We start from the raw sequence: 14,011 nt of genomic DNA, 5'->3' as shown, positions 1-14,011 counted from the left end.
AAAAATGAAAAGCATCGTAATCGAAAAACCGAATACATTAACTATCGAAACGCGCGCGCTTCCGCAGCCTGCGCCGGGTGAAGTTCGTATTAAAGTGAAACTGGCGGGTATCTGCGGTTCCGACAGTCATATTTATCGGGGACATAATCCCTTTGCAAAATATCCCCGTGTCATAGGCCATGAATTTTTCGGTGTCATCGACGCGGTAGGCGACAACGTCAATCACGACCGGATAGGAGAACGGGTATCCGTCGATCCGGTGATCAGTTGCGGGCATTGTTACCCTTGTTCAGTCGGTAAACCCAATGTGTGTACCTCGCTGGTGGTGCTGGGCGTGCATCGTGACGGCGGTTTCAGCGAGTATGCGGTGGCGCCGGCCCGTAATGCTCATCGCATACCGGACAGCATCGCAGATCATCATGCCGTCATGGTTGAGCCGTTTACCATTGCGGCAAATGTGACGGGGCAGGTGAATCCGACCGAGCAGGACGTGGCGCTTATCTATGGCGCAGGCCCGATGGGACTGACGACCGTACAGGCGCTGAAGGGGGTTTATCAGGTTAAAACGGTCATAGTCGTTGATCGCATTGAAGAGCGTTTAGCGATGGCGAAGCAGAGCGGCGCTGACTGGACCCTCAATAATGGTCAACATTCACTGGCGGAATTTCTACAGCAGAAGGCGCTAAAACCGACCTTGATTGTCGATGCCGCCTGTCATCCCGCTATCCTGCAAGAGGCGATTACCCTTGCATCGCCTGCGGCACGCATTATCCTGATGGGATTTTCCAGCGACCCGTGTGAGATTGTACAGCAGGGTATTACCGGAAAAGAGCTGGCTATTTATTCATCGCGTCTTAATGCCAATAAATTCCCGGTCGTGATTGACTGGCTGAATAAAGGGCTTATTGATCCGGATAAGCTGATAACGCATACATTTGATTATCAACATGTCACCGACGCGATTGAGCTTTTCGAGAAAGACCAGCGTCAATGCTGCAAAGTCTTACTCACGTTTGCGAAATAATATAAATAATTGCGAGTAAGTGGTACGCATCTTACCTCTTAGAGATTGCCTATATGACACAAATAAAGCATGAACGATCGACTCAGGATTTAGTGCGCGCTGCCGTATCTGGCTGGTTAGGCACCGCGCTTGAATTTATGGATTTTCAGTTATATTCACTAGGCGCGGCTCTGGTCTTCCATGAGATATTTTTCCCGGAACAGTCTGCCGCGATGGCGCTTATTCTGGCAATGGGCACCTATGGTGCAGGTTATATAGCCAGAATTATCGGCGCCTTTGTTTTTGGTAAAATGGGCGACCGCATCGGACGAAAAAAAGTATTGTTTATTACTATCACCATGATGGGGATCTGCACCACGCTGATTGGCGTACTGCCGACGTATGCGCAAATCGGCATTTTTGCGCCAGTATTACTGGTAACATTGCGAATTATACAGGGGCTGGGCGCCGGGGCGGAAATTTCCGGCGCGGGTACCATGCTGGCCGAGTATGCGCCGAAAGGAAAGCGTGGCATCATTTCCTCGCTGGTCGCGATGGGCACCAATTGCGGTACGTTGAGCGCGACGGCGATCTGGGCGGTGATGTTCTTTGCGCTTGAACGCGAACAACTGATCGCCTGGGGATGGCGTATTCCTTTCCTGGCGAGCGTCGTTGTTATGATATTCGCGATCTGGCTGCGAATGAATCTGAAAGAAAGTCCGGTATTCGAAAAAGTAAGCGAAGGTGAAAAATCGCCAGCGTTAACGCCTGCGTCAGAAAATACATTGGGCGCGATGTTTACCAGCAAATCTTTCTGGCTGGCCACCGGTTTACGTTTTGGACAAGCGGGGAATTCAGGGCTTATTCAAACCTTCCTTGCCGGATATTTGGTTCAGACGTTATTATTTAACAAATCTATCCCAACCGATGCGTTAATGATAAGTTCCGTAATTGGTTTTATCACTATCCCACTCTTGGGGTGGTTGTCCGATAAATACGGTCGTCGGCTGCCGTATATAATATTGAATATCTCCGCGATTATTCTCGCCTGACCGATGCTGTCTATTGTGGTAGATAAAACGTATAGCCCTGGCGTAATTATGGCGGCGCTCATTGTTATTCATAACTTTGCCGTGCTGGGATTATTTGCGCTGGAAAACATCACCATGGCGGAAATTTTCGGATCGCGTAATCGCTTCACCCGGATGGCGATTTCAAAAGAGGCAGGGGGGCTGGTGGCGGTCGGTTTTGGCCCCGTCCTCGCAGGGATCTTTTGTAACATGACCGATTCCTGGCTGCCCATCTTAATTATGCTGGTGCTCTACTCGTGTATTGGTCTGATTTCTGCGCTGTTGATGCCGGAGGTCAGAGATCGCGACCTGAGTCTGCCTGAGGATGCGGCGGAAGCGACAGCGGCAGAGAAGTTACGCCACTCCGCAACCCAGACGAGTTAAATCGTGTCGACGGTATGGCCGGAACGCTAATGCGGTTTCGGCCATGCTGTCCGGTCACTTTTGTTTAATTAGCGTAAATCCAAATGCACCAGGGCAGGCGTTACTCTGCGACTGTTCCGCTTTCAGAATATAGAGGTTATAAAATGCAAAACAGGCTTTTATCGGCAAAGGCGACGCTTCCTGATTACGATCGCGCGGCGCTGGCGGCGCGGATGGTCCATCTCGGTTTTGGCGCGTTTCATCGCGCGCATCAGGGGGTTTACACAGATATTCTGGCTGCGGAGCAGCATAGCGACTGGGGCTATTATGAGGTTAATCTTATTGGCGGCGAACAGCAGATTGCCGATCTAAAGCAGCAGGATAACCTCTATACCGTGGCGGAGATGTCGGCGGAAGCCTGGACGGCGCGTGTGGTGGGCGTCGTCAAAGCGGCGTTGCATGTCCAGGTTGATGGTCTGGAACGTGTGCTGGCGGCGATGTGCGAACCGCAAATAGCGATTGTGTCTCTGACCATTACCGAGAAAGGGTATTGTCATTCGCCAGCCACGGGCCAACTTCTGCTGGAACATCCCATGATTGCCGCCGACCTGCAAAATCCGCATCAACCGCTAACGGCACCGGGTATTATTGTCGAAGCGTTAGCGCGTCGTAAAGCCGCAGGCTTACCGGCATTTACCGTGATGTCCTGCGATAACATGCCGGAAAATGGGCATGTGACGCGTCAGGTTGTGACGGCTTACGCCCGGGAGGTGGATGCGGAACTGGCGATATGGATCGAGCAAAACGTGACATTTCCGTCAACGATGGTTGATCGGATTGTCCCTGCGGTCACGCCGGAGACGCTGGATAAAATCGAACAACTGACCGGCGTGCGCGATCCGGCGGGCGTTGCCTGTGAACCGTTTCGTCAGTGGGTGATAGAGGATACGTTTGTGGCGGGTCGTCCGCTGTGGGAAAACGCGGGCGCGACGTTGGTCGCCGACGTGGTTCCGTTTGAAGAGATGAAACTGCGAATGCTTAACGGCAGTCATTCATTCCTGGCTTATCTGGGGTATCTTGCCGGCTATCAGCATATTAATGACTGCATGGCTGACGACAACTATCGTCTGACCGCGCAGGCGTTAATGTTACGCGAGCAGGCGCCCACGCTGAAAGTCCAGGGGGTAGATTTACAGCGTTATGCCGATCAGTTGATTGCGCGTTACCGTAATCCGGCGCTGCGTCATCGTACCTGGCAGATTGCGATGGATGGCAGCCAGAAACTTCCGCAGCGTATGCTGGACTCCGTTCGCTGGCATCTTGCTAATCATAGCGATTTTGATTTGCTGGCGCTGGGCGTGGCGGGGTGGATGCGTTACGTTGGCGGCGTGGATGAGCAGGGTAAGGCGATCGACGTCAGCGATCCGCTATTGCCGGTTATTCAGCGCGCCGTGGCAAACAGTGAAGAAGGCGCCAGTCGTGTTAAGGCGCTGCTGGGAATGGCTGAAATTTTCGGCAACGATTTGCCGCAGGCGGCGCGGTTTACGCAAAAAGTGCAAGAAGCCTATGACAGTTTACTGACATATGGCGCGAAAGCGAGTGTGGCGAAATATGCCGAGCGGTTGAAATAGCGTAACAGAGACCCGGTAGCATTATGCTACCGGGAAGGCCGGAGCGGTTCTTAGCGGCCAGTGGTATCAGTTCATGCCAAGACGAATCAGTTCGACCGGCGCGAATTTACCTTCACAACCTTCGACAATCACCGTTTTGCCGCGGCGAATTTGACCTGCATCCAGACCTTCGCTCTCAATGGCTTTGATAATCCCGGTATGACCCGTGCCGCTTATCATGACCCGGCTACCGGTAGTGATTGCGTTACGGTTACGATCGTATGTCATCATGGTGTTTTCTCCTTTCAAACTTACAGCCAAAGCCCGCAGGTTTCCCCGCATGACGGGCGACATATAAATACGCTTATCGTTGCGAATTTTTTTTGTTTTTGATCAAGCTCACGGCTTTTTAGGCGGGAATGTGCAGGGTGAGAAAGCGGAGAAGGCGTCTCACCCCGACGTTAAAGGGGGTTACTCTTCGCTAAACCAGCCGCTGTTTTCCTGACGGATAAGCTGAACGGATTCGCTAATTTCCTGCAAATGCTGGGTCATTGCGCTCTCAACCGCATTGCCGTCACGATTTTCCAGCGCGGAGAAAATATCATGGTGCTGGCGCAACAACATCTCCGGCGGAGAAACATGATCCAGACTCATATAGCGAACCCGGTCGATTGTCGCTTTGATATTTTCAATGGTATCCCACGCTAACTGGCAATCGGCGATCTGCGCCAGCTTTTGGTGGAAATCGTCATCAAGCTGGAAAAAATCATCAATCTGTTTGCGCTCGATAGCAATATGTTGCAGGTGCAGGTTTTGCGCCAGTTGATAGCACTGGTTGTCGGTGATCATCGCCGCCGCACGGCGGACCACCGCGCATTCGATCGCCTGCCGAACAAAGCAGCCATTCTGTACCTGAGAAAGCGAAATCTTATTCACATAACTACCGCGCTGAGGGCGGATCTGAATCAACCCATTTTCCGCCAGCTTTATAAAAGCCTCGCGCACCGGTTGACGCGAAACGTTAAAACGGGTTGAGACCTCTTTTTCTGATAGCGGCGTGCCAGGCGGGATAAGACAATGCACGATATCACGCCGAAGAATACGGTAAATTTGCTGGTTGACAGGCTGTGTAGGGTTAAGCTGCGTTTCGACGGTCATTCATTCTTACTTTTTAGGCGGTTGACCCGGATACTCTACCACTTTTCCGTGGTGGTCTATACCGATCATGTTTCTGGTTGCAGATACGTTTGCCAGGGATTACCCGGCCCGCAGACCGGGTATAACCCCTTAGCTACGGTGGACGCTGAGCCCTGCGAAGGATTGGGTAACAGGCATCATTTCAACGGTATTAATATTCACATGCGCGGGGAGCGTGGCCACCCACCATACCGCTTCGGTAATGTCTTCTGGCGTGAGCGCGGTGGTATTTTCGTAAGTTTTACCCGCTTTCTCATCGTCGCCTTTGAAACGGACGCTGGAAAACTCGGTACCGCCAACCAGACCCGGTTCAATGTCGGTCACGCGAACCGCCGTGCCGTGTAAATCCGTGCGCAAATTCAGGCTAAACTGGCGCACAAAGGCTTTCGTCGCGCCATAGACGTTGCCACCAGCATAAGGCCAACTGCCGGCGGTTGAACCGATGTTAATGATATGACCGCGATTACGTTCGACCATTCCTGGCAGCACGGCGCGGGTCATATAAATTAAGCCTTTATTATTAGTATCGATCATAGTTTCCCAGTCTTCTACGCTGGCTTTATGCGCCGGTTCAAGACCCAGCGCCAGACCGGCGTTATTGACCAGCACATCAATATCGCGCCACTGCGCAGGCAGAGAGGCCATCATCTCTTCGATGGCCGCGCGGTTGCGCACGTCCAGTTGGGCGGTCAATACGTTCTCGCCAAGCTCATCTTTTAACGCTTGCAGGCGTTCATGACGACGTCCCGTGGCAATGACTTTATGTCCATTCTCAACAAAACGGCGTGCAATGCACTCGCCAAACCCTGCGGTTGCTCCAGTTACTAAAACGATCATCACACAGTTCCTCAACGCTTTTTGTGTTGTATTACCATAGCACGCGGCGTTTATGAAAGGGTAATCCTGGTTAACACGGTTGCGGTCAGCATAGGGGGAAGCTTACTCTTATGATCAACCTATTTTCAGGAGTGAAAAATGTCGACGAATCCTTTGTTAGACCAGAGTATGTTGCCTTATCAGGCACCGCGTTTTGATCGGATCAAAGATTGCCATTATCGTCCTGCTTTTGATGAGGGCGTGCGGCAAAAACGCGTGGAAATCGAGGCCATCGTCAATCATCCGGCGGCCCCTGACTTTACGAATACGCTTCTGGCGCTGGAGCAAAGTGGGGCGCTTCTGTCACGCGTCACCAGCGTTTTTTTCGCGATGACGGCCGCGCACACTAACGATGAACTCCAGCGGTTGGATGAGGCCTTTTCTGCCGAGCTGGCGGCGCTCTCCAACGATATTTATCTGAATAGCGCGTTATTCGCTCGCGTGGATGCCGTCTGGCAACAGCGTCACTCACTGGGGCTGGATGATGAGTCGCTACGGTTGGTCGATGTGATCCATCAGCGTTTTGTGTTGGCAGGCGCGCAGCTTGCCGAAGAGGATAAAGCGCGACTGAAGGTATTGAATACTGAATCCGCGACCTTAATGAGTCAGTTTAATCAGCGTCTGCTGGCGGCAAGTAAAGCGGGCGGGCTGGCGGTAGATGACGCGCATTGCCTGGCAGGATTAAGCCCGGAAGAAATGACCGTCGCTGCTGAAGCGGCGCGTGAAAAAGGCCTGGAGGAGCGCTGGTTCATTCCGCTCCTTAATACGACGCAACAGCCTGCGCTTGCTACGCTGCGCGATCGCCAGACCCGCGAAAATTTATTCGCAGCGTCATGGACTCGGGCGGAAAAAGGAGATGCCCACGATACCCGCGCTATCGTTCAGCGTCTGGTAGAGATTCGTCGCTGTCAGGCAAAACTACTGGGTTTCCCCAATTATGCCGCATGGAAAATGGCCGATCAGATGGCGAAAACGCCGCAAGCCGCACTGAGCTTTATGCGTGGCATTGTGCCGCCAGCGCGTCAGCGGGTACTCAATGAACAGGCGGAAATTCAGAACGTCATTGATGGTGAGCAGGGCGGCTACACCGTTCAGGCCTGGGACTGGATGTTCTATGCCGAACAGGTACGGCGGGAAAAATATGCGTTAGATGAAGCGCAACTGAAGCCCTATTTTGCCTTAAATACGGTGTTGCAAGAGGGGGTTTTCTGGACCGCCAACCAGCTATTCGGCATCACCTTCGTCGAGCGTTTTGACATTCCGGTGTATCACCCTGATGTTCGGGTGTGGGAGATTTTCGATTCCGATGGTGTCGGCATGGCGTTATTTTATGGCGACTTCTTCGCGCGGGACTCGAAAAGCGGCGGCGCGTGGATGGGGAATTTTGTCGAGCAATCCACACTCAATGAAACCCGGCCCGTTATATACAACGTATGTAACTATCAGAAACCTGTTGATGGGCAGCCTGCATTACTGCTTTGGGACGACGTTATTACACTCTTCCATGAGTTTGGTCATACGTTGCATGGTTTGTTTGCCGTCCAGCGTTATGCCACGCTTTCAGGTACCAATACGCCCCGCGACTTTGTCGAGTTTCCCTCCCAGATTAATGAGCATTGGGCGAGCCATCCACGTGTGTTCGAACGCTACGCGCGTCATGTCGACAGCGGTGAAAAAATGCCTGCTGATTTACAGGAAAGAATGCGCAAGGCGAGTTTATTTAATAAAGGTTACGATATGACTGAATTGCTCGGCGCCGCATTGCTGGATATGCGCTGGCATATGCTGGAGGAGAGCGTAGCAGAGCAGTCTGTCGCTGAGTTCGAGCAGCAGGCGCTGGCCGCCGAGCATCTTGATTTACCGGCAGTGCCGCCCCGCTATCGCAGCAGTTATTTTGCCCATATCTTCGGCGGCGGCTATGCAGCGGGATACTACGCCTATCTGTGGACGCAAATGTTAGCGGATGACGGTTATCAATGGTTTGTAGAGCAGGGCGGCCTGACGCGTGAAAACGGGCAGCGTTTTCGTGATGCTATCCTTGCCCGGGGGAATAGTACTGATTTAGAAACGCTTTATTCAGCCTGGCGTGGACATGAACCGCATATTGACCCCATGTTGCAATATCGTGGGCTCGATCGCTAAGCTGATACGGTTGTTCGGCACTGTCGAACAACCGCCTGAAAATGAATCCTGAACTTCTGATGACAGCCAGTTAAATTTATGGGGTTAAGTTGTCTGAATATAAAGAGGGCGTGCATTCGGATTTTTCTACTTATTTTTCCGTGGTGGCTTGATTGCCAAAGATTTATTACCGCTTCGCTGTTGATGTTTTCAAAAAATATATCTTCCGCCATGTGATGGTATTATGTAAATAATGCAGAAATGAATTTGACACTGCGCACAGGGCGACTAGATTTAGAACTGTATCACATGATATGAGAAGACATATCATATTTAAAACGCAACATCATCATGAGGATTATATTATGGCAGAACATCGCGGCGGTTCCGGTAATTTTGCAGAAGATAAAGAGAAAGCCTCAGAAGCAGGTCGTAAAGGCGGCCAGCATAGCGGTGGGAACTTTAAAAACGACCCACAACGTGCATCTGAAGCGGGTAAAAAAGGTGGCCAAAATAGCCACAGTGGTGGACGGAAATCCGGCAATTAATTTTACTGCTGATATTTCATAAATATATTCTGAAATATTGCACATACGATGCGGGCCATAGGCTCGCATTTTTTTATTCTGACCGGGAGTTATTCTGACCGGTCAGATGAAATTATTGTTTATGCTTTCTTCGTTAACAGAAAAAGCAATTCAGCGAGGGCGAAGCGTACGCATTTTTCCAATACTTCCTGACAATCTCCGTTGAAATGTTGTCGGCTTGTAAAAGTTGTATTGTTAATATTCCAGGCAAACCAAACTGTGCCCGCCGGCGTGCCATCTTCGCCGCCTTCCGGACCGCCATAGCCGCTGATCGCTATGCTGATATTGACCTCAGCCTGATCCTTAGCGCCCTGTGCCATTTCAGTAACAACCGCTTCGCTGACGGCGGTATGTTCGGCAAGACTGTGGCGTTGTACGCGTAAGATTTTTGCTTTGGCTTCATCAGTAAAGGTGACATACCCCACACCGTAAAATGAGGGCGTATCTTCTGCTGCGCACAATGCTGAAGCCAGTTTCCCGCCAGTGCAGGATTCTGCAGTGGTCAGACGGAGTTTCTGGTTAACCAGTAAATCACCAAGTTTTTTTGTCAGGCTATCGACGGATTCGGCTTCATCAAGGGTGACAATATCGTGCTGTTCTAATCTCATCGTTTATTTTTCCGTTACAGAGACAAATGAAATCTGTTCGTTCTTCTCAAGTATGGCATATTTATTTTATGACATTGTCAGTGAATGATTATTTTATCCAGTTACCAACAAACCCGCTGTTGCATAACTTGCTTACTTTCTTACGGCGATGACTGTCATTGATTATGTGGAAGGCCATTATCCTCAAAAAATAAAGCCGATTATTCTGAATTGCTATCCAGACGTTGATGCATATGACTTCAGCTATGTGGCAAGTTAACTATTACGCCGTTACGCTTTCGCGCTCACTGGCGCTGATATCGGTTGCATATTAATCCGGATGGGTTGATTTTATTGCTTAATATTCTGCGGGTAAATTCATGTTTGTAAAAACTAAAAATAGCGGCCAGACTTAATACGTCAAATAGACGTTATTAAGGAGAGAGCATGAAACTACAGGTGGCTGCATTTTTAAGTTTTCTGATAATGCCTTACGCGCTAGCGGATGATCAAGGGGGATTAAAAAAAGACGTGGCACCGCCGCCGCCTCATGCTATTGAGGATGGTTATCGCGGTACGGATGATGCAGAAAAAATGACCATCGAACAGGCAAAAACCCTGCATGATGGCGCGACCGTTTCGCTGCGCGGCAACCTTATTGATCATAAAGGCGACGATCGCTATGTATTTCGTGATAAATCCGGCGAGATTAACGTGATAATTCCTTCCGCCGTATTTGATGGGCGGGAAGTTCAGCCGGATCAAATGATCAACATTAACGGTAGCCTGGACAAGAAAGCGAAGGAACCGCTTGTTCGCGTGAACCGACTGCAAAAATAACGCGCGCTAACCGGCAATCTCCAGGTCAGCCATACGGGGCACGCGGCTGGCCTGATACCATGGGTCTTGTAAAAGCGCCTGGGGGACAAAAGGTCCCATAATGTCTTATTCAGGTCTGGTTGCGTATCGTTTAAGCTTCATTGATATTGACGGTGCTACAGTCGTTAGCGATCCGTTATCCTCGCAAGAATTTGCCCGGTAGCGTATAAGCAAAACACAAATCTATCCATGCAAGCATTTACCGCTGGTGAACCGGCGGTTTTTTTTTGCCTGCCATCCAGACAAAAGCGGCCCCTTGCGCAACGATGCAGCAAGGGGCCGGCTCTGCGAGGGATTATCTCCGTTCATTAATCATCCCATTTGTGACTGAACCAGGCGGCCAGAAATCCGGAAAATAAAATAATTCCTAATACAACGATAAAAAGGTTAATACTGCCTAACATCTCGTTTCTCCTTATTTTAGTGTGCATCCTCTTTTTTAAAAAACCTCGTACAGACTATAGTACTAATTTATACTTAAGCAAAGTCTGAATTGCGTATTTATTTTACTGGAAGGGTAAAGCATTAGAATATTTTCGTCAGCGCCCAGGAATATTCCTGAATTACCGCAGTGACAGCAGATAATTAGCCTGCAATATATAGGGTTAACCCGGTGCGCCAGAAACTGCGCACATCACTGGCTGCAGATAATTAACAGGTAATAGCCTGTTGCGTAGGGGTAATCCGCATTCCTTTTAACATCAGTGCCCAGGCGAACACAATGGCGATTATCAGGACAACGAAAAGCGACCAGGCTGGAAGCGTCGTCAGGATGACGCCGCTGGCCAGCGGGTTTACCGCCGCACCCAGCCAGCCCAGCGATTGCGCTGAAAAATAGCTGGCTTTCATCCCGGCAGGCGCAATGTTGTCAATTAACATATATTCGCCGGGGGCATAAATAATTTCGCCAATCGTGAATACTGCCGCTGAAAGCCCCCAAAAAAACAGATTGTCGCCTGAAAAAATAAATCCGATGAGCCCGGCGATAAAAAAGACGGTGCCGGTCGTCATCATTGGTCGAATATTGACGGCGGTAAGTCGACGGCCCACGGCGTATTGCAAACTGACCACAATAACCGCATTAACCGGCAGGACGACGGCTACCACTTTTTCCGCGAAGCCGCTATCGGCAACGACCATAACGTACTGTGAAATACAGGACGCAAAGGCGCCCCCCACAAAGGAGGCCAGAAATGCCGAAAGCGTAAACCACAATAATGCTTTGTCGCGCAGCAGAACGGAGGGAGACCAGATAGCGGCATTTTTCCCCTCGCTGGCGGCAACCGATCGTGTCACCCATACCTGAATAAAGACCAGCGGGAATGCGGAGCAGATGGCGGCAAGCCAGAAGGGTAAATTGATGCTTTGCATCACCAGCAGCGTGCCGAGCGGCGGGCCAACCGTCCAGCCGATATTGAGTACGGTATAGTTGAGCGAAAAAATCCGTGTTTTTGTTGTCGCGGTGAGATTATCGGCGAACCAGGCCTTCAGGACGGTAGAAAAAACCGAATAGGCGCAGTTAATAAGCGCAAAAAGCAGGACAACCAGTACGACATTATGCACCATTGGGATGGCGATAAATCCGCAGGCGAAGGCGATAATCGCGAGTAACATGTAGCGCTTTTTATCAAACTTGTCCGCCAGAATCCCAAAGCCAAGACTAAAGATGACGCCGATCGTTAACGCGCTGGTCAGCGCGTAGCCAATCAGATCCACGCCTAAACCGTACTGACGGTTAAGATAGATGGTCATAAAGGGGAGCGTGGCGCCGCGTCCAATTGTCAATAACAGCGATGAGGCGAGTAGAGCCAACGTCGAACGTCTCAATCCTGGATTCATTTTTCCTGCCTGAAATGGAGGTTACGTATCGGGACGTTTTAATCTACCGTGCCCGCAAAAGCATGATGTCTATACGCTATAGCGTAGTCTTAACATACCATAACGCAGGATTTTGCCCATCGTGTGTTGTTCAATGCCATGCTCACGGTAAAAAGAAAAGTCCTGTTATGGCGCACTGATTTCCGATAACTTACCTTTTTACAAAATTTTAATAATGACAGGGGCCGATGATGTCGCGTAAAGACGGTTTTTTGGCGTTACTGGTGGTTGTCGTATGGGGGCTCAATTTTGTTGTCATCAAAGTAGGCCTGCACCATATGCCGCCATTATTGCTGGCAGGATTACGATTTTTACTGGTGGCGTTTCCGGCAATTTTCTTTGTCGCCCGGCCTAAAGTCCCGCTTACGCTGTTGCTGGGCTATGGGCTGACGATAAGCTTTGGGCAGTTCGCCTTTCTCTTTTGCGCGATAAAGTTTGGTATGCCCGCAGGACTGGCGTCGTTGGTATTACAGGCGCAGGCCTTTTTTACCATGGCATTGGGGGCGTTTGTTTTTAGCGAGCGGTTACAACGTAAGCAGTTGGCGGGGATCGCCCTGGCGATTATAGGTGTACTGGTATTGATTGAAGCCAGTCTCAACGGACAGCATATAGCGATGTCGGGATTTATGCTGACTCTGGCGGCGGCATTTAGCTGGGCCTGCGGCAATATCTTTAATAAAAAAATTATGCAACATAGTCCGCGCCCGGCGGTGATGTCGCTGGTGGTCTGGAGCGCGCTGATCCCGATCCTGCCGTTCCTGCTGTCATCGCTGCTACTGGAGGGGGCGGATCACATTACGCAAAGCCTTATTACCATCGATATGACGACGATATTGTCGCTGCTTTATCTGGCTTTTGTCGCCACTATACTTGGCTACGGCATCTGGGGCGCGTTACTGGGGCGCTATGAGACCTGGCGCGTGGCGCCGTTATCATTGCTGGTGCCGGTAGTCGGGCTGGCGAGCGCCGCGGTGTTACTCGGGGAAACGTTGACCGGGATGCAGCTTGCGGGCGCAGTACTGATTATGGCTGGACTCTATATCAATGTGTTTGGATTTCGTGTGCGCCGTACTGCGCGTGTCAGCGGATGAGGCATTATGTTACTAAGAAGACAAACGCTAATTTCAGACCATGCCGCGGGGTAATAGCGGCGGACTTGTCATAGCCAGACGGTACTAAAAAAATGCCCCGCAAAACGGGGCAAAGAGGTTAAAGGTGTTGGTCGTTATAATAGGGCACGCCTAATTCATCTGACTTATCGCTGTTCACGCTCACGGGGTGAAGGTCATTTGGCGGATCGCCTACACAGGGCAGCAGCATCACATCGCGGCTATTTTGCGCCACAGGTAACAAAGTTTGTTCTGCAATGCCATATCCGGAGGCGATAAGTAACAGACCCGGCAGGGCGGGAAACAGCATTTTCATGGTGCTCTTCGCGTGGCGCATAAACAAACTAGTAGTTGCCATGGTTCAGCGGCAGCATATACCGTGATTCGCCATGCATATTGGTGATCCGGTATTTGTGTGGCGGCACATCAAAATAGTTTTTGAACGTCCGGGTCAATGTTTGCTGTGACTCAAAGCCATAGCGTTCCGCCAGATAGAGAATGGGCTCGTTGCTCTCTTTTAATTTTTGCGCGATTTCCGTCATTTTACGGCTGCGGATGTATTGGCCTAATGAATGACCGGTCTCTTTTTTAAACATCCGTTGCAGGTGCCATTTGGAATATCCTGAACGCTCAGACACTTTTTCCAGTGAGAGCGGCGACTCCAGGTTATCCTCGATCCAGTCCAAAATGCTATGAATAGTAATAGCGTCAGTGTTGCGTCTGGACATCGT

Annotated in this window: 14 protein-coding genes and 1 pseudogene; 7 read left to right on the top strand and 8 right to left on the bottom strand. The window is 50.5% G+C overall.

Going from position 1 to position 14,011, the window contains the following annotated elements:
• Positions 1 to 4 precede the first annotated feature (4 nt).
• The 3 genes and pseudogenes from QEN31_RS12005 (at position 5) to QEN31_RS11995 (ending at position 4,067) form a co-directional block, all read left to right on the top strand.
• Positions 5 to 1,024: a Zn-dependent oxidoreductase gene (locus tag QEN31_RS12005; protein WP_064047159.1), complete on the top strand. Its 1,020-nt coding sequence runs from the start codon at positions 5 to 7 to the stop codon at positions 1,022 to 1,024.
• A gap of 53 nt (positions 1,025 to 1,077) precedes the next feature.
• Positions 1,078 to 2,457 (top strand): annotated as a pseudogene (locus tag QEN31_RS12000) (MFS transporter).
• Between the two features lie 143 nt (positions 2,458 to 2,600).
• A complete protein-coding gene (locus QEN31_RS11995; protein ID WP_001181258.1) occupies positions 2,601 to 4,067 on the top strand; it encodes a mannitol dehydrogenase family protein in 1,467 nt (488 codons plus the stop codon).
• 66 nt (positions 4,068 to 4,133) lie between these two features.
• Here the strand turns inward: QEN31_RS11995 and ydfZ are convergent, their stop codons facing one another.
• From ydfZ to ydfG, 3 genes are all read right to left on the bottom strand, one after another.
• On the bottom strand, positions 4,134 to 4,337 hold the full coding sequence (gene ydfZ / locus QEN31_RS11990) for a putative selenium delivery protein YdfZ (protein WP_000989267.1): 204 nt from the start codon (positions 4,335 to 4,337) through the stop codon (positions 4,134 to 4,136).
• Between the two features lie 180 nt (positions 4,338 to 4,517).
• Positions 4,518 to 5,204, bottom strand: coding sequence for a GntR family transcriptional regulator (locus tag QEN31_RS11985; RefSeq protein ID WP_000215563.1), 687 nt, complete (start codon positions 5,202 to 5,204; stop codon positions 4,518 to 4,520).
• 129 nt (positions 5,205 to 5,333) lie between these two features.
• Complete coding sequence (gene ydfG, locus QEN31_RS11980) at positions 5,334 to 6,080, bottom strand: bifunctional NADP-dependent 3-hydroxy acid dehydrogenase/3-hydroxypropionate dehydrogenase YdfG (RefSeq protein WP_000636564.1); 747 nt, start codon at positions 6,078 to 6,080, stop codon at positions 5,334 to 5,336.
• 138 nt (positions 6,081 to 6,218) lie between these two features.
• On the opposite strand from ydfG, the gene dcp reads away from it, so the two are divergent.
• Entirely contained in the window at positions 6,219 to 8,261 is a 2,043-nt protein-coding gene (gene dcp / locus QEN31_RS11975) for a peptidyl-dipeptidase Dcp (RefSeq protein ID WP_000106265.1), read from the top strand.
• 344 nt (positions 8,262 to 8,605) lie between these two features.
• Positions 8,606 to 8,788, top strand: coding sequence for a general stress protein (locus QEN31_RS11970; protein WP_000807642.1), 183 nt, complete (start codon positions 8,606 to 8,608; stop codon positions 8,786 to 8,788).
• 119 nt (positions 8,789 to 8,907) lie between these two features.
• Here QEN31_RS11970 and QEN31_RS11965 read toward each other — a convergent pair whose 3' ends face one another.
• Positions 8,908 to 9,435, bottom strand: a complete 528-nt coding sequence (locus QEN31_RS11965; protein WP_001235357.1) for a 2-oxo-tetronate isomerase — start codon at positions 9,433 to 9,435, stop codon at positions 8,908 to 8,910.
• Between the two features lie 426 nt (positions 9,436 to 9,861).
• On the opposite strand from QEN31_RS11965, the gene QEN31_RS11960 reads away from it, so the two are divergent.
• Positions 9,862 to 10,254 carry a YdeI family stress tolerance OB fold protein gene (locus QEN31_RS11960; RefSeq protein WP_000776348.1) on the top strand — a complete coding sequence of 131 codons (393 nt, stop codon included), beginning with the start codon at positions 9,862 to 9,864 and terminating at the stop codon, positions 10,252 to 10,254.
• Between the two features lie 347 nt (positions 10,255 to 10,601).
• Here QEN31_RS11960 and mgtS read toward each other — a convergent pair whose 3' ends face one another.
• Together mgtS and ydeE are read right to left on the bottom strand one after the other, a co-directional pair.
• Positions 10,602 to 10,697: a protein MgtS gene (gene mgtS, locus QEN31_RS11955; RefSeq protein ID WP_000901531.1), complete on the bottom strand. Its 96-nt coding sequence runs from the start codon at positions 10,695 to 10,697 to the stop codon at positions 10,602 to 10,604.
• Positions 10,698 to 10,944: 247 nt separating this feature from the next.
• Positions 10,945 to 12,132, bottom strand: coding sequence for an efflux MFS transporter YdeE (gene ydeE / locus QEN31_RS11950; protein WP_001068050.1), 1,188 nt, complete (start codon positions 12,130 to 12,132; stop codon positions 10,945 to 10,947).
• 227 nt (positions 12,133 to 12,359) lie between these two features.
• Between ydeE and eamA the strand changes: the two genes are divergently transcribed.
• Complete coding sequence (eamA, locus tag QEN31_RS11945; RefSeq protein WP_000987751.1) at positions 12,360 to 13,262, top strand: O-acetylserine/cysteine exporter; 903 nt, start codon at positions 12,360 to 12,362, stop codon at positions 13,260 to 13,262.
• 118 nt (positions 13,263 to 13,380) lie between these two features.
• Here the strand turns inward: eamA and marB are convergent, their stop codons facing one another.
• Both marB and marA read right to left on the bottom strand, forming a co-directional pair.
• Positions 13,381 to 13,596 carry a multiple antibiotic resistance protein MarB gene (gene marB / locus QEN31_RS11940; RefSeq protein WP_000783049.1) on the bottom strand — a complete coding sequence of 72 codons (216 nt, stop codon included), beginning with the start codon at positions 13,594 to 13,596 and terminating at the stop codon, positions 13,381 to 13,383.
• Between the two features lie 28 nt (positions 13,597 to 13,624).
• On the bottom strand, positions 13,625 to 14,008 hold the full coding sequence (marA, locus tag QEN31_RS11935) for an MDR efflux pump AcrAB transcriptional activator MarA (protein ID WP_000091194.1): 384 nt from the start codon (positions 14,006 to 14,008) through the stop codon (positions 13,625 to 13,627).
• Positions 14,009 to 14,011 lie beyond the last annotated feature (3 nt).

This window comes from Salmonella sp. SA15303 (assembly GCF_029962125.1).
GTDB classification, from domain to species: Bacteria; Pseudomonadota; Gammaproteobacteria; order Enterobacterales; family Enterobacteriaceae; genus Salmonella; species Salmonella enterica.
This window is presented reverse-complemented; position numbering and strand designations above follow the sequence as displayed.